We start from the raw sequence: 20,471 nt of genomic DNA on the forward strand, positions 1-20,471 counted from the left end.
ACCGGAAACGGGAGGGCCATGCAATGAGCACTGTCACCGTAAGCGACACCCCCTATGTCGGCAGCGATCGTCTGCTGGTGGGGATTGTGCTGAGCGTTTTAACCTTCTGGCTGTTTGCCCAGTCGGTGATTAACGTCGTGCCGGCGATGAAAAGCAGTCTTGATATTTCTCTTGAGACCTTAACCCTGGCCGTCAGCCTCAGCGCGCTGTTCAGCGGCTGTTTCGTGGTGGCCAGCGGCGGCCTGGCGGACAAGTTTGGCCGCATGCGAATGACCACCCTCGGGCTGGGGCTGAGCATCGTCGGCAGCGCCATGCTGGTACTGGCCCAGGGGCCGGGGCTGTTCCTCGCCGGCCGGGTGCTGCAGGGGCTGTCGGCGGCGTGCATTATGCCGGCGACGCTGGCGCTGATTAAAACCTGGTACCAGGGGCGCGCGCGTCAGCGGGCGGTCAGCTTCTGGGTCATCGGCTCGTGGGGCGGCAGCGGCCTGTGCTCCTTCGTCGGCGGAGCTATCGCCACCGGCCTGGGCTGGCGCTGGATCTTTGTCTTTTCCATCGCCGTTGCCCTGGCGGCGCTGGCGTTACTGCGCGGCACGCCGGAGAGCCGCAGCGCCAGCGCCAGCCAGCAGAAGCTGGACGTTGGCGGCCTGCTGAGCCTTATCGCCGGGCTGGTGCTGGTGAATCTGTTTATCAGCAAAGGCCACGGCTGGGGCTGGAGCAGTCCGCTGTCGTTGAGCATGCTGGCGGGGGCGCTGATCGCTGGCGCGGTGTTTATTCGCAGCGGGCTGCGCAAAGGCGAGGCGGCGCTGATCGATTTTGCGCTGTTTCGCAACCGGGCGTACGGCGCGGCGGTGCTGTCGAACTTTCTGCTCAACGGGGCGATTGGCACCATGATGATCGCCAGCATCTGGCTGCAGCAGGGGCACCACCTGACGCCGCTGGAGAGTGGAATGATGACCCTCGGCTATCTGGTCACCGTCCTGGCGATGATCCGGGTCGGCGAGAAGCTGCTGCAGCGCTACGGCGCCCGGCTGCCGATGATGGCCGGCCCGGTGCTGACCGCCATCGCCATCGGCCTGATATCCTGCACCTTTCTCGATAAGGCGCTTTATATCGGCGTGGTGTTCGGCAGCAATGTGCTGTTCGGCCTTGGGCTGGGCTGCTACGCCACGCCGTCAACGGATACGGCGGTGGCCAACGCGCCGGAGAACAAAATTGGCGTCGCCTCGGGGATCTACAAGATGGGCAGCTCGCTGGGCGGGGCGATGGGGATTGCCGTGACGGCGTCACTTTTCGCGCTGTTTTTGCCGCTCGGTATGGCCCATGCCGCCCAGTATGCCCTGTGGTTCAACGCCGCCTTATGCCTGGGGGCGATGGCGGTGAGCGCGCTGCTGCTGCCGCGCGCCTCTCATAGCTGATGCTTTTTCAGCAGCGCGCGGAGCTGATGATAGGTTAAACCCAACAGCTCCGCCGCCTGCTTCTGATGATACTTCGCCTGCTGCAGACTCCGCTGCAGCAGGCGTTTTTCCTGCTGTAGCTGAAAATCGCGGAGATCCAGCGGCAGGGCGGGCAGTTCGTCCCCGGACGCGGCCTCCGGCACGGAGACGGCGGTCTGATGGAAAGGGTTGAGGATAATGGCGTCCAGCTCGTGCTCGCTGTCGCCGTGGCGATAGACCGAGCGCTCGACGACGTTCTTCAGTTCACGAATATTTCCCGGCCAGCGGTAGCCGAGCAGCGTGGCGGTGGCTCGTTCGCTGAAGCCGGGAAACAGCGGCAGACCGAGCTCGCGGCACATCTGAATGGCAAACTGGTTGGCGAGCAGCATGATGTCGCTCTGCCGTTCGCGCAGCGGCGGGAGCTGCACCACGTCGAAGGCCAGACGGTCGAGCAGGTCGGCGCGGAAATGGCCTTCCTCCACCATCCGCGGCAGGTCGGCGTTGGTGGCGCATACCAGCCGGACGTTGACCTGCAGCGGCTGGCTGCCGCCCACGCGCTCCAGCTCGCCATATTCAATCACTCTTAACAGCTTCTCCTGCACCAGCATCGGGGCCGTCGCCAGCTCATCGAGAAACAGCGTCCCGCCGTCGGCGCGCTCGAAGCGTCCGGGATGGCGCTTGCTGGCGCCGGTGAAGGCCCCGGCTTCGTGGCCAAACAGCTCCGAATCGAGCAGGTTATCATTCAGCGCCGCGCAGTTCAGCGAGATAAACGGCCCCTGCCAGCGGGCGGAGAGGTAGTGCAGACGGTTGGCGATAAGCTCTTTCCCGGTACCGCGCTCGCCGATGACCAGCACCGGTTTGTCCAGCGGAGCCAGCCGGGAAACCTGTTCCAGCACCTCGAGAAAGCTGTTGGCCTCGCCCAGCAAATTATCCTTGTACTGCGCCATGATGAATTTCGCCATTAAGTAGTGTGATTAACCAGGTGACTGTAGCAATGCCCTACCTGTTTCGCAACCACTCTGTTTAAAATCAATAAGATAAAAAGTTGGCACGCCATTTGTATTAGCTAAGCCACAGGTGAATGCCTGCAACCAGAACTATGAGGACTGAAATTATGGGTATTTTTTCTCGTTTTGCCGACATCGTGAACGCCAACATCAACTCCCTGCTGGAGAAAGCCGAGGACCCGCAAAAGCTGGTGCGTCTGATGATCCAGGAGATGGAAGACACCCTGGTTGAGGTACGTTCCACGTCGGCCCGCGCGCTGGCGGAAAAGAAACAGCTGACCCGTCGTATTGAGCAGGCGGTCGCCCAGCAGGCGGAATGGCAGGAAAAGGCCGAGCTGGCCCTGCGCAAAGAGAAAGAGGATCTGGCCCGGGCGGCGCTGATCGAAAAACAGAAGCTGACCGACCTTATTGCTCAGCTGGACCACGAAGTGCAACTGGTGGATGAAACGCTGGCGCGCATGAAGAAAGAGATTGGCGAGCTGGAGAACAAACTCAGCGAAACCCGCGCCCGTCAGCAGGCGCTGGCGCTGCGTCATCAGGCGGCGAGTTCGTCCCGCGATGTGCGTCGCCAGCTGGACAGCGGTAAACTGGATGAGGCGATGGCGCGCTTTGAATCCTTTGAACGTCGCATCGATCAGATGGAAGCGGAAGCGGAGAGCCACCGCTTCGGCAAGCAGCAGACGCTGGATCAGCAGTTTGCCGAACTGAAAGCGGACGATGAAATCAGCGAGCAGCTGGCGGCGTTGAAAGCCAAAATGAATCAGTCCAACCAGTAAGTACGATTGCGCGGCGCGGCGTTGCGCCGCGGCTCACCCCCTGTAAGGAGTACACATGAGCATGCTTTTTCTCGCCATTCCGTTGACGCTGTTTGTGCTGTTTGTTCTGCCGGTCTGGCTGTGGCTGCACTACAACAATCGCGGCGCCAACGGGACGCTGACGCAAAATGAGCAGCAACGGCTGCTGCAGTTGACCGATGACGCGAAGCGGATGCGCGAGCGCATTCAGGCGCTGGAAGCGATCCTGGATGCCGAACATCCGAACTGGAGAGACAAATAATGGCTGGACTGGATCTGAATAAAAAACTGTGGCGTATCCCGCAGCGCGGGATGGTCAAGGGCGTCTGCGCGGGTATTGCTCAGCATCTTGATGTCCCGGTGAAGCTGGTGCGCCTGATTACCGTGCTGGCGATGATTTTTGGCCTCTTTTTCTTCGTCCTGGTGGCCTACATCATTCTGACCTTCGCCCTGGACCCGATGCCGGACAGTGAACTTTACGGCCACAAAGCGCCGAGCAATGGCGATCTGCTGGCCGCCGTGGATGCCGAACTGGCCTCCGGCGAACAGCGTCTGCGTGAGATGGAACGGTACGTCACCTCCGACACCTTCACGCTGCGCAGCCGCTTTCGTCAGCTGTAAATCCTGTTGTTAACGAGTGAGGCAACGCATGAATAGCAAATGGCAACGCGCCGGGCAGCAGGTTAAGCCCGGCCTGAAAATCGTCGGTAAGCTGGCGCTGCTGACCGCGCTGCGTTATGGCCCGGCGGGCGTTGCCGGCTGGGCGGTCAAATCGGTCGCGCGACGGCCGCTGAAAATGCTGCTGGCGGTGGCGCTGGAGCCGCTGCTCAGCCGGCTGGCCAACCGCGTCACGCGCGGGATGAAATAACGCCGCCGTGGGGAAGGCGCAAAAGGATTAACGTTCTCCTGCTTATCCCCGGCAGATAGCTTATGATGACGAGACACACCTTCAGGGCATAACGGACTGGCGATGAAGCGACTGAAAACTGAATTGAATGCGCTGGTCAACCGCGGGGTTGACCGGCATTTACGGCTGGCGGTGACCGGCCTGAGCCGCAGCGGCAAAACGGCGTTTATCACCGCGCTGGTCAACCAACTGCTGAATATTCACACCGGCGCCCGCCTGCCGCTGCTGAGCGCTGCGCGCGAAGAGCGACTGCTCGGCGTCAAGCGCGTACCGCAGCGGGACTTCGGCATTCCGCGATTCACCTACGATGAAGGGCTGGCCCAGCTGTACGGCCAGCCCCCCATGTGGCCAACCCCGACGCGCGGCGTTAGCGAGATCCGTCTCGCGCTGCGCTACCGTTCCAACGACTCCCTGCTGCGCCATTTTAAAGACACCTCCACGCTGTATCTGGAGATCGTCGACTATCCGGGCGAGTGGCTGCTCGATCTGCCGATGCTGGCGCAGGATTATCTGAGCTGGTCGCGGCAGATGACCGGACTCCTGCAGGGACAGCGTGCGGAGTGGTCGACCCGCTGGCGGCAGTTGTGCGCCGGGCTGGATCCGCTGGCCCCTGCCGACGAGGCTCGGCTGGCCGAGATCGCCGCCGCCTGGACGGATTATCTGCACGCCTGTAAGCGTGAAGGGCTGCACTTTATCCAGCCCGGACGCTTTGTCCTGCCCGGCGAAATGGCCGGCGCGCCGGCACTACAGTTTTTCCCATGGCCTGACGTCGATGCCGTCGGCGAAGCCAAGCTGGCGCAGGCCGATAAACACAGCAACGCCGGCATGCTGCGCGAACGCTACAAGTACTACTGCGAAAAGGTGGTGAAGGGGTTCTACAAAGAGCACTTCCTGCGCTTCGACCGGCAGATTGTGCTGGTGGACTGCCTGCAGCCGCTGAACAGCGGGCCGCAGGCGTTTAACGATATGCGTCTGGCGCTGACCCAGCTGATGCAAAGCTTCCATTACGGGCAGCGCACCTTGTTCCGCCGGCTGTTTTCGCCGGTCATCGACAAGCTGCTGTTCGCCGCCACCAAAGCCGACCACGTCACGGTGGATCAGCACAGCAATATGGTGTCGCTCCTGCAGCAGCTGATCCAGGACGCGTGGCAGAATGCCGCCTTCGAAGGGATCAGTATGGATTGCCTGGGGCTGGCGTCCATTCAGGCGACCCAGAGCGGGCTGATTGAGCTGAACGGCGAGAAAATCCCCGCCCTGCGCGGCAATCGGCTGAGCGACGGCCAGCCGTTGACCATCTATCCCGGCGAGGTGCCGGCGCGCCTGCCGGGGCAGGCCTTCTGGCAGCAGCAGGGATTTCAGTTTGAAAACTTTCGTCCGCAGGTCATGGATGTCGATCGGCCCTTGCCGCACATTCGCCTCGACGCGGCGCTGGAATTTTTGATTGGAGATAAACTGCGATGAGCGAACCGTTAAAACCGCGGATTGATTTTGATGGCCCGCTGCAGGCGGAAAAAACGCCGCCGCTGAAAAGCGCCCGCGCCTTTGACCGACGGGAAGCCGACAGCTTCGCGCCGGCGCTTCTGGTGACCGGCGAAGAGGAAGAGGGGGCGGCAGAGGCGGTGGTGGAATCGGTGCTGCGGCCGAAACGCAGTCTGTGGCGGCGGATGGTCAGCGCTGGCCTGGCGATCTTCGGCGTCAGCGTCGTGGCGCAAGGGGTACAGTGGACCGCCAACGCCTGGCAGACGCAGGACTGGATTGCGCTGGGCGGCTGCGCTGCCGGGGCGCTGATCGTCGGCGCCGGCGTCGGATCGGTGGCCACCGAGTGGCGCCGCCTGTGGCGACTGCGCCAGCGCGCCCACGAACGCGATGAAGCCCGCGATATGCTGCACAGTCACGCGGTCGGCAAAGCGAAATCCTTTTGTGAGAAGCTGGCGCAGCAGGCGGGTCTGGATCAGTCGCATCCGGCGCTGCAGCGCTGGTATGCCGCCATCCACGAAACGCAAAGCGACCGGGAAGTGGTCAGCCTCTATGCCCAGCTGGTGCAGCCGGTGCTCGATGCCCAGGCGCGGCGGGAAATCAGCCGTTCGGCGGCGGAGTCGACGCTGATGATCGCCGTCAGTCCGCTGGCGCTGGTGGATATGGCGTTTATCGCATGGCGCAATCTGCGGCTGATCAACCGAATTGCCACCCTGTACGGCATTGAGCTGGGGTATTACAGCCGCCTGCGTCTGTTTCGCCTGGTGCTGCTGAATATCGCTTTCGCCGGCGCCAGCGAACTGGTGCGCGAGGTGGGCATGGACTGGATGTCGCAGGATCTGGCGGCCCGGCTGTCGGCGCGCGCCGCGCAGGGCATCGGCGCCGGTCTGCTTACCGCCCGCCTTGGTATCAAGGCGATGGAGCTGTGCCGCCCGCTGCCGTGGATCGCCGATGATAAACCGCGGCTCGGCGATTTTCGTCGCGAGCTGATTGGGCAGCTGAAAGAGACCCTGCAGAAAAGCAAAACCAGTCCGGAGAAGTAACCTCCGCTCAGAGACATTGCCGGGCGGCGGTTTGGCCTTGCCCGGCCTGCGAGGTCGAGTCCAGGCTTGCGCACCTGCCGCGCCGTGGGCAATGTCCGGTCATACGCATTCCGCCGCCAGCCACTCGCTGAAGGCGCGAAAGCGCGGGCGCGAGCGGTTCTCCTGCGGACAAATCAGATCATAGCCAAAGGGAGATTCCGCCTCGTCTTCGGACAAGGCTACCAGTCTCCCGGTGGCGAGCAGCGGCTGGATCAGCGTTTTACGTCCCATCACGACCCCGAGTCCATTCAACGCCATCTCAATGGCCAACGAGTGGTTGTTCACCGCGTAATACCGGCCGTCAAAGGGTAACGCCTGTCCGCTTTGCTGGCACCACAGGCGCCATTCGGCAAACTGATCCTGCACGTCGGTGGATTCGCAGGCATGGATCCAGACGATCGCCGCCGCGTCGCCGCCGCTCAGCGGGCGATACTGCCGGCGATACTCCGGAGAGCAGACCGGCAGCAAACTTTCCGCCATCAACCGTTGTTGATAAAGATCGGGATAGCGCGTGGCGCCGTAATAAATCGCGAGGTCCACCCGCTCCTCGTTAAAATCCATCACACCGGCGCGGACGCGAAACTGTAGATTTAGTCCCGGCCACTGGGCCTGGAAGCGGGGCAGGCGCGGCATCAGCCAAAGATGGGCCAGGGTCGGCGCAATACCAATATGCAGCGTGCCGCGCAGATCCTGTTCGCGAATATCCTCAATTTCATCGTTAATCGCCCGCAGCGAATGGCTCAACGTCGTCAGCAGGCGTTTGCCTTCCTCCGTCAGCGCCAGTTTACGCGTCATGCGAATAAACAGGCGAAATCCGATATGCATCTCCAGCTTGCGGATCCGATGGCTGACCGCCCCCTGGGTCAGGTTCATTTCATGCGCGGCGAGGGTAAAACTCAAATGGCGGGCGGTCACCTCAAAGGTCTGCAGCAGCGCAAGGATGCTTTGTTGTTCAAGCACAGGTTGTCTCCCTTATGCATTAATTTGCTTCATGCATAGGCCGATTTAATTCGTTTGTTACGCCAGTTTGGCCGGTTTTAAATAGTTATATCGTAACTAAACCGAGGTATACCATGTCAGGACTCAAAATTGTGGTGATTGGCGGCGGCTCCAGCTACACCCCGGAACTGATTGAAGGTTTGCTTAACCGCTATCACGAGATGCCGGTCGCTTCGCTATGGTTGGTGGACATTGAAGAGGGCAGAGAGAAAGTCGAGATCATCGCCGGACTGGCGCGGCGAATGATCGCCAAAGCCGGGCTGACCATCGAGGTGGTGGCTACCCTGGATCGGGAGAGCGCCCTGCGCGATGCCGATTTCGTCTGCTCGCAGTTTCGCGCCGGCTGCCTTGACGCCCGCATCAGCGATGAACGTATTTCCCTCAAGTATGGCCTGATCGGCCAGGAGACCAACGGCCTTGGGGGCTTCGCCAATGCCTGCCGTACCATTCCCATCGCCCTGGCGATTGCTGCCGATATGGAACGACTCTGCCCTGACGCCTGGCTGCTGAACTTTACCAACCCGTCGGGGATGGTGACCGAAGCGATCCTGCGCCACAGTCGCATCAAAGCCGTCGGCCTGTGTAATGTGCCGGTGATTATGCAAAAAGGGGTGACCACCCTGCTGCAATGCGCTGACGAAAAGGAGGTAGTGATGCAGGTCGCCGGCCTGAACCACTTTATCTTCGTGCGCCAGATCCTGCACAAAGGAAAAGAGTGGCTGCCGGAGGTCATCGCCGAGATCAATGCCGGTCGGGATCCGCTGGTGCCGCGCAACATTCCGCCGTTCCGTTGGCCGTCGCATCTCCTGCAGGGCTTAGGCATGATCCCCTGCGCCTATCTGCGTTATTACTACATGAAGGACGATCTGCTGCGTCAGGAGCTGGCGGAGGCGGGCGGCGAAGGGACCCGTGGCGAAGTGGTTAAGCAACTGGAAAAAACCTTGTTTGAACAGTACAGCGACCCGCACCTCGCGGTTAAACCGAAGGCGCTGGAGGGCCGTGGCGGTCAGTACTATTCCGAGGCGGCCTGCGAGCTGATGAATGCCATCTACAACGACAAGCGCATTATCATGCACGTCAACACGCGCAACAACGGCGCCATCAATGGCCTGCCGGATGACTGTGCGGTGGAGGTCAGCTCGCTGATCACCGCTTCCGGTCCGCTGCCCCTCAACGTGGCGCCGTTCCCTGACGATACCCTGCGTTTGCTGCAGCTGATGAAATCTTTCGAACAGCTGACCATCGAGGCCGCCATCACCGGCAACCGCCATACGGCGTGGCGCGCGCTGGTGCTGAATCCGCTGATTGTCAGCGGGGAGAAGCTCGAACAAGCGTTGGATGACGTGATCGCCCATAACCGCCAGTGGCTGCCTGCCTTCCATGCTTAACCCCCAATTAACCGGCCGGACGGCCGGTTAATTGACCACTGACCGCCTGACTTTACGGCGCAACGCCCATTTTTCCGCCATGCTGTCAATAATTGTTGACAGTTAGCTTCCCGAAAGTCCATTCCTGGCCTATTATTCTCCGGTCATTGGCACTTTTAGGGTGAACACTCCCATGCGTCTTGAAGTCTTTTGTGAAGACCGCCTCGGTCTGACTCGTGAATTGCTCGATTTGCTGGTGCTGCGCGGCATTGATCTGCGTGGTATCGATATTGACCCTATTGGCCGTATCTACCTCAATTTTGCCGAACTGGAGTTCGCCACCTTCAGCAGCCTGATGGCGGAGATCCGCCGTATCGCCGGCGTGACAGACGTGCGCACCGTGCCGTGGATGCCATCCGAGCGTGAACATCTGGCGCTGAGCGCGCTGCTGGTGGCGATGCCGGAGCCGGTGCTGTCGCTGGATACCAAAGGCAGGGTCGAACTGGCCAACCCCGCCAGCTGCCTGCTGTTTGGCCAAAGCCAGGCGAAGCTGCGCAACCATCCGGTGGCGCAACTGATCGACGATTTTAACGTCCAGCGCTGGCTGGAAAGCAGCCCGCAGGAGACGCTGGCGGAGCATGTGGTGGTGAATGGGCAGAACTACCTGCTGGAAGTGACCCCGGTTTATCTGGAAGGGGAGCATAACGAGCGAGTGCTAACCGGCGCCGTGGCGATGCTGCGCTCAACCGTGCGCATGGGACGCCAGCTGCAGACCATGACCAGCCAGGACACCAGCGCCTTCAGCCAGATCCTCGCGGTGGGGCCGAAAATGCGCCACGTGGTGGAGCAAGCGCGTAAGCTGGCGATGCTCAGCGCGCCGCTGCTGATTGTCGGCGACACCGGCACGGGTAAAGATCTGCTGGCGCACGCCTGCCATCTGGCCAGTCCGCGGGCGGGCAAACCCTATCTGGCGCTCAACTGCGGCTCCATTCCTGAGGACGCCGTTGAGAGCGAGCTGTTCGGTGACGCGCTGCAGGGCAAAAAAGGCTTCTTCGAGCAAGCTAACGGCGGCTCGGTGCTGCTGGATGAAATTGGCGAGATGTCGCCGCGAATGCAGACCAAGCTGCTGCGCTTCCTCAACGACGGTACCTTCCGCCGCGTCGGCGAGGATCATGAGGTGCACGTCGATGTGCGGGTGATCTGCGCGACGCAGAAAAACCTGGTCGAGCTGGTGCAGAAAGGGCTGTTCCGGGAAGATCTTTACTATCGCCTCAATGTCCTGACGCTGTATCTGCCGCCGCTGCGCGACTGCCCGCAGGACATTATGCCGCTGACCGAGCTGTTCGTGGCGCGCTTTGCCGATGAGCAGGGGATCCCCCGACCGAAGCTCTCCGCCGATCTCAGTACGGTGCTTACCCGCTACAGCTGGCCCGGCAACGTCCGCCAGCTGAAGAATGCCGTTTATCGCGCGCTAACCCAGCTGGAAGGATTCGAGCTGCGTCCGCAGGATATTTTGCTGCCGGACCACGACGTCGCCTCGCTGCCGGTGGGCGAGGAGGCCATGGAAGGATCGCTGGACGATATTACCCGCCGCTTTGAGCGCTCGGTATTGACTCAGCTCTATCGCAGCTACCCCAGCACCCGTAAGCTGGCGAAGCGGCTGGGGGTGTCGCATACCGCCATCGCCAATAAGCTGCGCGAATATGGTTTGAGTCAGAAAAAGGGCGACGAATAATCGCTGAACGCCGGCGACGCTCGTCGCCGGTATCCCGGCCTGCAAAGCGGGCTAAACCTGTATATACTGGTTTTTTAATCCTTTTTCCGGGGTGGTGCATATTGGCGTCGCGTCGCGCGATCGGGCAATGGCTGACATTGCTGCTGCTCTCAATTCTCTTTTCCTCGCTGCTGTTACGCATTCATCTGCCGGCAGCGCTGCTGCTGGGGCCGCTGATTGCCGGTCTCATTCTGAGCCTCCGCGGGGTGAAGCTGAGGATCCCCCGCGCCTGTTATCTGGCGGCGCAGGCTATCGTCGGCTGTATGATCGCCCGCGCCATTAACCCCTCCGTTTTTGGCGTGCTGTTCAACAACTGGGCGCTGGTGCTGGCGATCCTGTTAACGACCCTGGCGATCAGCGGCCTCACCGGCTGGCTGCTGGTCCGCTACAGCGCGCTGCCGGGCGCCACCGGCGCCTGGGGAAGCTCTCCCGGCGGGGCGTCGGCAATGGTGGTGATGGCTCAGGAGTACGGGGCTGATGTACGCCTGGTGGCGCTGATGCAGTATCTGCGAGTGCTGTTTGTCGTCGGCGCGGCGGCGCTGGTGGTGCGCTATGCCCTGGGCAACGAGGCGCAAACAATGAGCCAGGCTATCGTCTGGTTTCCACCGTTGACCCTTCATTTCCCTTTAACGCTGCTGCTGACAGCGGCGGGCTGCTGGCTGGGCGTGCGGCTGCGCATTCCTTCCGGCGCCATGCTGCTGCCGATGCTGCTCGGCGCGCTGGCCCAGGGGGGCGGCTGGGTGATGCTGGAGCTACCGGAGTGGCTGCTGGCGATGGCCTACGCGGTGCTGGGCTGGACGGTGGGACTGCAGTTTAACAAGGCGGTGTTTCTGTTGGCCCTGAAGACGCTGCCGCAGATTATCGCCTCCATTCTTGGGCTGATCCTGATGTGCGCCCTGATGGCCCTCGGCCTGACCCACATTCTGCAGATGGATTTCATGACCGCCTATCTGGCCACCAGCCCTGGCGGACTCGACACGGTGGCGATTATCGCCGCCGGCACCCGGGCGGATATGTCGTTTATTATGGCGCTTCAGACGCTGCGGCTGTTTACCATCCTGCTGACCGGCCCGGCGATGGCGCGGGCTATTTCCCGCTATGCGCCGCGGCAATAAAAAGCCCCCGCAGAGCGAGGGCTGAGTACATAGCATGTCCGCAGGCGCGATGCCCCCGGGCAGTCTGTTATCAGGCTTTCAGGGCGGCCAGCGCGGCGTCGTAGTCCGGCTCTTCGGTGATTTCGTTCACCAGCTGGCTGTAGACAACCTGATCGTTTTCATCGATAACGACCACCGCGCGAGCGGCCAGGCCTGCCAGCGGACCGGCGGCGATGGCGACGCCGTAGTCAGCGAGGAACGAGGCGCCGCGCAGCGTGGAAAGGGTCACCACGTTGCTCAGGCCTTCCGCGCCGCAGAAGCGGGACTGGGCGAACGGCAGGTCAGCGGAAATGCACAGCACCACGGTGTTGTCCAGTTCAGCGGCCAGCTGGTTGAATTTACGCACTGATGCGGCGCACACGCCGGTATCAATGCTCGGGAAAATATTCAGTACTTTACGTTTGCCGGCGTACTGGCTCAGCGCGACGTCAGAGAGATCTTTGGCGACCAGCGTAAACGGCTGCGCTTTAGCGCCTGCCTGCGGAATGGTGCCCTGAACAGAAACGGGGTTGCCCTGGAAATGCACGGTTTGTGACATGGTTATCTTCCTGTTTACATATAGTTAACGTCGCGAGTAGTGTATGACATCCGCCAGCTACACGGCAAACCCTATTTAACATTTACCAGAGAGGACAAGGGAATGCGCAACGTGCGAGTGTATGAGGAAGCCTGGCCGCTCCACACCCCCTTTGTGATCGCCCGCGGCAGCCGCAGCGAGGCAAAAGTGGTGGTGGTGGAACTGGAAGAGGACGGTGTGAAAGGGGTGGGGGAATGCACCCCGTATCCCCGCTATGGCGAGAGCATCGCTTCGGTCATGGCCCAGGTGATGGCGATCGGCGAGCAGCTGGAGGCGGGACTTACCCGCGAACAGCTGCAGCGGCTGCTACCGGCAGGCGCCGCGCGCAATGCCATTGACTGCGCCCTGTGGGATCTGCAGGCGCGGCGCGAAGGCAAAACCTTGCCCCAGCTGCTGGAGGTGACGTTGCCAAACCGGGTGATCACCGCCCAGACGGTGGTCATTGGCACGGCGGATCAGATGGCGGCCAGCGCCGCGGCGCTGTGGCAGAAGGGCGCTCAGCTGTTGAAGGTGAAGCTTGACGACCGGCTGATCAGCGAGCGGTTAGTCGCTATCCGTCAGGCGGCGCCGGAGGCTACGCTGATTGTCGACGCCAATGAATCCTGGCACAGCGAGGGGCTGGCGGCGCGCTGCCAGCTGCTGGCGGACCTCGGCGTGGCGATGCTTGAGCAGCCGCTCCCTGCCGACGCCGATGCGGCGCTGGAAAATTTCGTCCATCCGCTGCCAATTTGCGCCGACGAGAGCTGCCATACCCGGGAGAGCCTGCCCAGGCTGCGCGGACGCTATGAGATGGTCAATATCAAACTGGACAAAACGGGCGGCCTGACCGAAGCGCTGGCCCTCGCCGAGGAGGCAGAACGACAGGGCTTTGGACGGATGCTGGGCTGTATGCTCTGCACCTCGCGCGGGATCGCCGCCGCGCTACCCCTGGCGCCGCTGGCGCGCTTCGCCGACCTCGACGGCCCGACATGGCTGGCGGTGGACGTCGAGCCGGCGCTGCGGTTCAGCACCGGCGTGCTTCATCTTTAAGCCTGCCAGCGCAGCAGGTCGGTCATCGCCGGCAGGTAACGCTCGGTTGCCTCGTCGGCGGAGACCGGCGGGAACTCAGCGGTGATGCAGGGGAGTCCGATATCAGCGCACCAGCTGCCAAAGGAACCTGGGGTGTCGTAGCCCACGCTGCCGACCAGCGGCAGTGAGAAGGCGTCGGCCAGCCAGTGTCCCAGCGGGCTGTGTCCCGGGTCTTCGATGCAGGCCAGCGGATCGTGAAAGGAGACCACCCACGCCGGATGGATCTGATGGATCAACTGACATAGGGCCTGGGTCTCTCGCTCCGAGCCCGGCTGTTCGCCGGTCAATAACACCACGTCTCGTTCCGTCGCCGCGCTGTTCCAGCGGTACACCGTTTCCCCTTGTCTCCAGTTAGCGGCCGGAAAGTTACGGTTGAGGTCAACGCCGCGGGCGTTGGCGCGCAGCCCGAGCTGACAGCCGTCAGGATTGACCGTCAGCACCACGTGATGGCGGCGCAGCTCCGGCTTCAGGGTGCGCAGGGCGCAGGAGAGGGTCACAATCGACGAATTCTCATCGCCGTGGGTGCCGGCAATAATCAGGCCGCTGCGGCTGTCGGCCATCGGCGCAGGAAACCACAGCAGCGGCGCGCCCAGTTCCGAGCTGCCGTACTGCCGGGTCCCCGGCGGAAAGTCGCCGCGCTGCGGGCGAGGACGTGAAATAGACATAGGGCTTCCTGTGTGTCGTTATTATGTAGTGTTGGCGAAAAGCGTGTTGGAATCAAACCCATTCCCTGAGGCGTGAAATCCGACGGCACATCAATTTTCTATCATATGTTGTTTGCAATTTCAGGTGATGAAACAAATAATTATCGCTCTGTTGGCGGTGTTTTTTCTCATTTTAAAGGGGATCTTATGAAGTATCCTGTCGCTTTGACATGCGGCGCGCTGTGGTTAGCCAGCGTATCTTCTCTGGCCTGGGCGGCGGACGTACCGCCGGGCACGGTACTGGCGAAAAACCAGCTGTTAGTGCGCCATATCAAAGATGAACCCGCCTCGTTAGATCCCGCTAAAGCGGTGGGCCTGCCGGAAATCCAGGTGATCCGCGATCTGTTTGAAGGTTTAGTCAATCAGGATGCGAAAGGCAACCTGATCCCGGGCGTGGCGACCCGCTGGCAGAGCAACGATAACCGCGTCTGGACCTTTACCCTGCGCGATAATGCCCGCTGGTCCGACGGCACGCCGGTCACCGCTGAGGACTTCGTCTATAGCTGGCGGCGTCTGGTGGACCCGAAAACCACCTCGCCGTTCGCCTGGTTTGCCGCGCTGGCGGGGATCGCCAACGCGCAGAACATCATTGACGGCAAAGCCGCGCCGGAGACCCTGGGGGTCACCGCCGTCGACGCCCACACCCTGCGGGTGCAGCTGGATAAGCCGCTGCCGTGGTTCAGCAACCTGACCGCCAGCTTTGCCTTCTACCCGGTACAAAAGGCGAACGTCGACAGCGGGGCAAACTGGACGCGGCCCGGCAGCCTGGTGGGCAATGGCGCCTATGTTCTGAAAGATCGCGTCGTGAATGAAAAGCTGGTAGTGGTGCCCAACACCCACTACTGGGATAACGCCAAAACGGTGATCCAGCAGGTCACCTTTGTGCCGATCAACCAGGAGTCCGCCGCCACCAAACGCTATCTGGCCGGCGATATCGATATCACCGAATCTTTCCCGAAAAATATGTATCAGAAGCTGCTGAAGGATATTCCGGGGCAGGTGTATACCCCGCCGCAGCTGGGCACCTACTATTACGCCTTTAATACCCAAAAAGGGCCGACGGCGGACGAGCGGGTGCGACTGGCGCTGAGTATGACCATCGATCGCCGGGTGATGGCGGAGAAGGTGCTGGGGACCGGGGAAAAACCGGCCTGGCGCTTTACCCCGGACGTAACGGCGGGCTTCACGCCGCAGCCGTCGCAGTTTGAGAGCATGAGTCAGGCCGAGCTTAACGCTCAGGCGAAAGCCCTGTTGGCTGCCGCCGGCTATGGCCCGAATCGCCCGCTGAAGCTGACGCTGCTGTATAACACCTCTGAGAACCACCAGAAGATTGCCATCGCTGTGGCGTCGATGTGGAAGAAGAACCTCGGCGTGGAAGTGAAGCTGCAGAATCAGGAGTGGAAAACCTATATCGACAGCCGCAACACCGGCAATTTCGATGTGATCCGCGCCTCGTGGGTAGGGGATTACAACGAGCCGTCCACCTTCCTGTCGCTGCTGACCTCCACCCACAGCGGAAATATCTCCCGCTTTAACGATCCGGCATACGACAAAATCCTTGCCCAGGCGGCGGTGGAAAATTCAGCCAAAGCGCGTAACGACGATTACAACGCGGCGGAGAAGATCATTATGGTCAAAGCGCCGATTGCGCCGATCTATCAGTACACCAACGGTCGGCTGATTAAGCCGTGGCTGAAAGGCTACCCGATCACCAACCCGGAAGATGTGGCCTATAGCCGTACCATGTATATCGTTAAACACTGATGCGTACTGGCCTCCTGCTCAGGGCAGGTTGCCATTGCTGAAGCCGGAGCTGGCGCGGATTACGGCGCCAGTTTCTCCTGCTCACCTTCTCCTGCCACAGTAGAAAGCATCACTTTTCTGGTAGTATGGCCGACTGAAACCAGGTCTAACCCTCTGAAAGCGAAGCATCAGAAGATCTCATCCGCTGGGTTTTTGTCATGATGCTCAACGTATTCGGCAATCATACCATCCGGATGCTGAACCAGCATGTTCCAGCCGGTTGGCACGATCTTCACCGGGTTGATAATTGTTGCTCCGGTGGAAGGCAGATATTTCTCCCAGGCGGAAATGTCGTTGACCAGGAAAGTGGTCTCGGTAGCGCGAAAAGGCGCCAGGCTCTTATCGGTTCCGCCGATTAACAGCACAGAACCCACCTGCGCCAGTTTGAGGTCGTATTCGGGATAGTCGAAGCGCAACCTCGCCTTCTGCGCGATGAGGTTTTCATAGAACGAAACGGTTTCTTCATAACAGCTCAGCAGCACGCATCGACGGATCAGAATATTGAGGACTTTCATTACGCCTCCTTTGCCATTGACGTAGCGATAGCCTGGCAGTCCTGAGGTGGAATGCAATGCTTAAGCGTTTTAGAGGTATTTAAGAACAGGCGTGGGTAGGCGAAGAAAAAGGGTTTGCGCAGCAGGGAAATATGCGTTGTTTAACTTGTTACGAAGCGGTGCTGTATTATAACTTTATAATCAAATAGGCGAGTCGCAAAATTGATACTGATATAAGATCATTTCCGCCTTGCATGACAATTTGCATAGTTCGGAATTAAGCGAAAGCTCTGAGCTCAGCCCCCTCCGCCAACCGATACCTGCTGCCCGCAGGCAACCTCTGCTACATTCGCAATGTATCAATAACCGCTCTCAGCGCGGGCGACACATTGCGGTGCGGGTAATAGAGAAATGAACCTTCCAGACGCTGGCTATAACGCTGGAGCACCCGGATAAGCGTGCCCTGCGCTAGATCGTCGGTAATCAGTTCTTCCGGGACATAGGCCAGCCCCAGACCGAGCCTGGCCGCTTTGGCTTCCATATAGCTATCGGCGAAAGCCCACTGTCCCTGCGGCGGATGAGTGATTTTTTTGCCATCCACGTTAAGTTCCCAGGCGTAAAGGCTGCCGTCGCCAAACTGATAAGCGATGCAGGGGTGGACGACTAAATCGGCGGGCGTTTGTGGAAAGCCGTAGCGTCGAAAATGTTCCGGTGTACCCACCACCGCCATCTCCATATCGGGAGAAATGCGTACCGCAATCATGCCGCTTCCGACTTCCGGGCCCAGACGTACGCCCGCATCGAATCGCTCCGCAATAATATCGACAAACCGGCTTTCGCTGATCAGTTCCAGTCTGATATCGGGATAGCGTTGTTTAAATACTGCCAGCTTCGGCAGCAGGACTTTATCAATGGCATGCTGGCTGGCATTGATGCGTACCGTACCGGAGGGCGTTTGACGATAGTGGGCCAGCGTGGCGAGTCCCATATCTAAGGCGTCGAAACCGGATTCGACATTGTGATAGAGCTGCTCACCCGCCTGAGTGAGCGACAAACGGCGGGTGGTGCGCACCAGAAGCTGAACGCCCAGGCGCTCTTCAAGTTCACGAACCGCACGGCTGATCCCGGACTGCGCCAGGCCGAGTCGTTGCGCTGCGGCGGTAAAACTGCCTTCCCGCACCACCTGCATAAACAGATAAAGGTCATTATAGTTTTCCCGTTTCGCCATTCTCCCGCCTCGTGATCCGCATGCCATTTAGAACAATATGGTATTAATCTTAGCATTTTTCACCCACTAATCAGCACTATTACTGCTGGCTACACTAAGCCCACGACAACAAAGCGCAGCAGCGTTGTCTACTGGAGATTTGCATTGATCGCGTTTATTTAGGGGGCTTTGATGACGGTTTTCACCAAAAAACTGACAGCCGCGATACCCGCCATGCTGCTTTGCGCCTCATTAAGTGGAGTCACAACGATGAGTTATGCTGATACGACTAACCCGAATACGCCTGTCTCTTTGATTGAAAAATGGGACAAAACATTCCCTGAGAGCGCGAAAGTGGATCATCGTAAGGTGACCTTCCACAACCGCTACGGGATTACTTTAGCAGGAGACCTCTACCTGCCGAAGGATCGCGGCGACCGCAAACTGGCCGCCATTGCCGTTAGCGGTCCTTTCGGCGCGGTAAAAGAGCAATCCAGCGGCCTGTATGCCCAGACGTTGGCCGAGCAGGGGTTTGTCACCCTGGCGTTTGACCCATCCTATACGGGTGAAAGCGGTGGCTACCCACGTCATGTGGCCTCGCCGGACATCAATACCGAGGATTTCAGTGCCGCGGTGGACTTTCTGGGCCTGCAAAAAGAGGTGGATCGCCACCGTATCGGTTTGCTCGGCATTTGCGGATGGGGCGGTATGGCCTTAAACGACGCGGCGATGGATACGCGCGTCAAAGCGGTGGCGACCAGCGTCATGTATGACATGAGCCGCGCGATGGGGCATGGAGTCGGCGATGGCAAAGACCGCTACACGACCGCCGACCGCCGAGCGGTACTGCAGTACCTGAACGCGCAGCGCTGGAAGGATGCGGCAAACGGCACTTTCGCCCCCGGCGGGCATGACATTTATGTTGATGATAAAGGCAACGCCAGCGCTGCCGAGCGTATTTTGCCGGAAACCTTGCCCGCCAATCCCAACCCGGTCCTGAAAGAGTTCTTCGATTATTACCGTATGCCGCGTGGTTTCCATCCGCGTTCGGTTAATTCAACCGGGGCATGGAATGCGACGATGCCGCTGTCGTTTATGAATATGCCGCTGCTGAATTATGCCGGCGAAGTGACTATTCCGACGCTTATCGTGACTGGCGAAAAAGCCCATTCTCGCTATTTTGCCGAAGATGCCTATAAGGCTATTGGCAGCAACGAGAAAGAACTGGTGATTGTCCCTGGCGCAAACCATGTCGATCTTTATGACAACGCCGCAGGCAAAATTCCCTTTAATCAGTTCGAGCAGTTCTTTAAAACCAACCTGAAATAGATCTCCGGTGCCGGAGACATCCCCAACGCCGCCACGCGCCTGCGGGCGGCTTTGTATTGTCGGAGATAAACAATGTCTGCATTAAGTAACACCCGGGCACACTGGAGCGGCGTCCTGGCGATGACGCTCTGCGTATTTGTACTCATTGCCTCAGAATTTATGCCGGTCAGCCTGTTAACGCCCATCGCTGGCGATTTAGGCGTCACCGAGGGATTAGCCGGTCAGGGCATTGCCATTTCAGGCGCGCTGGCGGTGCTGACCAGCCTGACCATTTCTCGCCTTGCGGGAGCACGGGATCGAAAATACCTTCTGTTAGCGCTCACGGCGCTGATGGCGGTCTCGGGAATGATGATTGCCCTGGCGTCCAGCTATCCAGTTTATATGCTGGGCAGGGCGCTCATTGGGATCGTCATCGGCGGCTTCTGGTCTATGTCGGCCGCAACGGCCATTCGCCTGGTGCCGCAACGTCAGGTCCCCCGCGCATTGGCCATCTTTAACGGCGGTAACGCGCTGGCCACCGTTGTGGCAGCGCCGCTGGGCAGCTACCTGGGGGCCACCGTCGGCTGGCGCGGCGCCTTTTTATGTCTCGTCCCGCTGGCGATGGTGGCCTTCGTCTGGCAATGCGTTAGCCTGCCGTCGATGAAAAGCCAGCGCGCACCACAGCCGCAGGGAACCGTGCTGGGTTTGTTCCGCCGCTCGACGGTATTCCTTGGATTGCTGGCCTGTGGGCTGTTTTTTATGGGGCAGTTTACCTTATTTACCTATGTGCGACCGTTTCTGGAGACCGTGACCCGAGTCAGTTCCTCTGGTCTGTCCCTGATATTGCTGGCGATGGGTACCGCCGGTTTTGTCGGCACGCTGCTTATTTCGAGCGCTCTGAACGCCCGGTTTTATCCGACGCTGGTGGCTATCCCTTTGGCCATGGCCGCGATTGCCGGAACGCTTCTGCTGGCCGGACGCCACCCGGGATCAGTCGCCGTACTGTTAAGCCTGTGGGGCCTGCTGGTGACGGCCGCGCCCACCGGCTGGTGGATGTGGATTGCGCGGACGCTGCCCGAGGATGCGGAGGCGGGCGGTGGTCTGATGGTCGCCGTGATCCAGCTATCGATTGCCCTCGGGTCAACGGCAGGCGGCCTGGTGTTTGATAGTCTGGGATGGCGCAGCAATTTTGCACTGAGCGGTCTGTTACTGCTGGCGGCGGCAGGGGCGACTTTTCTGCTCTCTGCCAAAATCAGCTCATCTCAGCGCACGCCGATTAATGAGCTGGATGTATAAGTCAAATCACAAATGACAGGG

20 protein-coding genes and 1 pseudogene are annotated in these 20,471 nt (G+C 60.2%); 15 read left to right on the forward strand and 6 right to left on the reverse strand.

Annotated features, from left to right (window positions below):
• The first annotated feature begins 23 nt into the window (after positions 1–23).
• Positions 24–1,415 (forward strand): MFS transporter, encoded by a 1,392-nt coding sequence (locus ABLV52_RS15090; protein ID WP_023289355.1) that lies wholly within the window; start codon positions 24–26, stop codon positions 1,413–1,415.
• Here ABLV52_RS15090 and pspF read toward each other — a convergent pair.
• A complete protein-coding gene (gene pspF / locus ABLV52_RS15095) occupies positions 1,406–2,395 on the reverse strand; it encodes a phage shock protein operon transcriptional activator (RefSeq protein WP_348890552.1) in 990 nt (329 codons plus the stop codon). The genes ABLV52_RS15090 and pspF overlap by 10 nt on opposite strands.
• A 152-nt stretch (positions 2,396–2,547) precedes the next feature.
• Between pspF and pspA the strand changes: the two genes are divergently transcribed.
• From pspA to ABLV52_RS15125, 6 genes are all read left to right on the forward strand, one after another.
• Positions 2,548–3,216 carry a phage shock protein PspA gene (gene pspA, locus ABLV52_RS15100; protein ID WP_004203910.1) on the forward strand — a complete coding sequence of 223 codons (669 nt, stop codon included), beginning with the start codon at positions 2,548–2,550 and terminating at the stop codon, positions 3,214–3,216.
• 55 nt (positions 3,217–3,271) lie between these two features.
• Positions 3,272–3,496 carry an envelope stress response membrane protein PspB gene (pspB, locus tag ABLV52_RS15105; RefSeq protein WP_023289357.1) on the forward strand — a complete coding sequence of 75 codons (225 nt, stop codon included), beginning with the start codon at positions 3,272–3,274 and terminating at the stop codon, positions 3,494–3,496.
• A complete protein-coding gene (pspC, locus tag ABLV52_RS15110; RefSeq protein WP_004203911.1) occupies positions 3,496–3,855 on the forward strand; it encodes an envelope stress response membrane protein PspC in 360 nt (119 codons plus the stop codon). The genes pspB and pspC overlap by 1 nt, the downstream gene beginning before the upstream one ends.
• 28 nt (positions 3,856–3,883) lie before the next feature.
• On the forward strand, positions 3,884–4,102 hold the full coding sequence (gene pspD, locus ABLV52_RS15115; RefSeq protein ID WP_002901915.1) for a phage shock protein PspD: 219 nt from the start codon (positions 3,884–3,886) through the stop codon (positions 4,100–4,102).
• Positions 4,103–4,204: 102 nt separating this feature from the next.
• The gene (locus tag ABLV52_RS15120; RefSeq protein ID WP_032452561.1) at positions 4,205–5,602 is read left to right on the forward strand and encodes a YcjX family protein; all 1,398 of its coding nucleotides are present in this window, start codon (positions 4,205–4,207) and stop codon (positions 5,600–5,602) included.
• Entirely contained in the window at positions 5,599–6,660 is a 1,062-nt protein-coding gene (locus tag ABLV52_RS15125) for a YcjF family protein (protein ID WP_348890553.1), read from the forward strand. Before ABLV52_RS15120 ends, ABLV52_RS15125 begins: the two co-directional genes overlap by 4 nt.
• Before the next feature lie 99 nt (positions 6,661–6,759).
• Here the strand turns inward: ABLV52_RS15125 and ABLV52_RS15130 are convergent, their stop codons facing one another.
• Complete coding sequence (locus ABLV52_RS15130) at positions 6,760–7,629, reverse strand: LysR substrate-binding domain-containing protein (protein WP_223825673.1); 870 nt, start codon at positions 7,627–7,629, stop codon at positions 6,760–6,762.
• A 143-nt stretch (positions 7,630–7,772) separates the two neighbouring features.
• Between ABLV52_RS15130 and ABLV52_RS15135 the strand changes: the two genes are divergently transcribed.
• The 3 genes from ABLV52_RS15135 to ABLV52_RS15145 all read left to right on the forward strand — a co-directional run bounded on the left by ABLV52_RS15135 (position 7,773) and on the right by ABLV52_RS15145 (position 11,954).
• Positions 7,773–9,086: a 6-phospho-beta-glucosidase gene (locus tag ABLV52_RS15135; RefSeq protein WP_017900788.1), complete on the forward strand. Its 1,314-nt coding sequence runs from the start codon at positions 7,773–7,775 to the stop codon at positions 9,084–9,086.
• Positions 9,087–9,258: 172 nt separating this feature from the next.
• Positions 9,259–10,800 (forward strand): transcriptional regulator TyrR, encoded by a 1,542-nt coding sequence (gene tyrR / locus ABLV52_RS15140; protein WP_023289362.1) that lies wholly within the window; start codon positions 9,259–9,261, stop codon positions 10,798–10,800.
• 101 nt (positions 10,801–10,901) lie between these two features.
• Positions 10,902–11,954: an AbrB family transcriptional regulator gene (locus ABLV52_RS15145; RefSeq protein ID WP_023289363.1), complete on the forward strand. Its 1,053-nt coding sequence runs from the start codon at positions 10,902–10,904 to the stop codon at positions 11,952–11,954.
• A 70-nt stretch (positions 11,955–12,024) separates the two neighbouring features.
• Here ABLV52_RS15145 and tpx read toward each other — a convergent pair whose 3' ends face one another.
• Complete coding sequence (gene tpx / locus ABLV52_RS15150; protein ID WP_008805229.1) at positions 12,025–12,531, reverse strand: thiol peroxidase; 507 nt, start codon at positions 12,529–12,531, stop codon at positions 12,025–12,027.
• Positions 12,532–12,633: 102 nt separating this feature from the next.
• Here tpx and ycjG point away from each other — a divergent pair, with 102 nt between their 5' ends.
• Complete coding sequence (gene ycjG, locus ABLV52_RS15155; protein ID WP_348890554.1) at positions 12,634–13,599, forward strand: L-Ala-D/L-Glu epimerase; 966 nt, start codon at positions 12,634–12,636, stop codon at positions 13,597–13,599.
• Here ycjG and mpaA read toward each other — a convergent pair.
• Positions 13,596–14,303, reverse strand: a complete 708-nt coding sequence (mpaA, locus tag ABLV52_RS15160) for a murein tripeptide amidase MpaA (RefSeq protein ID WP_032452569.1) — start codon at positions 14,301–14,303, stop codon at positions 13,596–13,598. The two genes, ycjG and mpaA, sit on opposite strands and share 4 nt — an antisense overlap.
• A gap of 72 nt (positions 14,304–14,375) precedes the next feature.
• Here mpaA and ABLV52_RS15165 point away from each other — a divergent pair.
• Together ABLV52_RS15165 and ABLV52_RS15170 are read left to right on the forward strand one after the other, a co-directional pair.
• A pseudogene (locus tag ABLV52_RS15165) lies at positions 14,376–14,468 on the forward strand (hypothetical protein); the annotation flags it as partial.
• A 21-nt stretch (positions 14,469–14,489) separates the two neighbouring features.
• Entirely contained in the window at positions 14,490–16,106 is a 1,617-nt protein-coding gene (locus ABLV52_RS15170) for a peptide ABC transporter substrate-binding protein (protein ID WP_048335009.1), read from the forward strand.
• Positions 16,107–16,273: 167 nt separating this feature from the next.
• On the opposite strand, the gene ABLV52_RS15175 is transcribed toward ABLV52_RS15170, so the two are convergent.
• A complete protein-coding gene (locus ABLV52_RS15175; protein WP_348890555.1) occupies positions 16,274–16,660 on the reverse strand; it encodes a VOC family protein in 387 nt (128 codons plus the stop codon).
• A 322-nt stretch (positions 16,661–16,982) separates the two neighbouring features.
• Positions 16,983–17,867, reverse strand: a complete 885-nt coding sequence (locus tag ABLV52_RS15180; protein ID WP_023289368.1) for a LysR family transcriptional regulator — start codon at positions 17,865–17,867, stop codon at positions 16,983–16,985.
• 171 nt (positions 17,868–18,038) lie between these two features.
• Between ABLV52_RS15180 and ABLV52_RS15185 the strand changes: the two genes are divergently transcribed.
• Both ABLV52_RS15185 and ABLV52_RS15190 read left to right on the forward strand, forming a co-directional pair.
• The gene (locus tag ABLV52_RS15185; protein ID WP_348890556.1) at positions 18,039–19,175 is read left to right on the forward strand and encodes an alpha/beta hydrolase; all 1,137 of its coding nucleotides are present in this window, start codon (positions 18,039–18,041) and stop codon (positions 19,173–19,175) included.
• A 72-nt stretch (positions 19,176–19,247) separates the two neighbouring features.
• Entirely contained in the window at positions 19,248–20,450 is a 1,203-nt protein-coding gene (locus tag ABLV52_RS15190) for an MFS transporter (RefSeq protein WP_348890557.1), read from the forward strand.
• The last annotated feature ends 21 nt before the right edge of the window (positions 20,451–20,471 follow it).

Origin of the sequence: Klebsiella sp. GB_Kp056 (genome assembly GCF_040064755.1) — a bacterium.
Taxonomy (GTDB): Bacteria; Pseudomonadota; Gammaproteobacteria; order Enterobacterales; family Enterobacteriaceae; genus Klebsiella; species Klebsiella quasipneumoniae.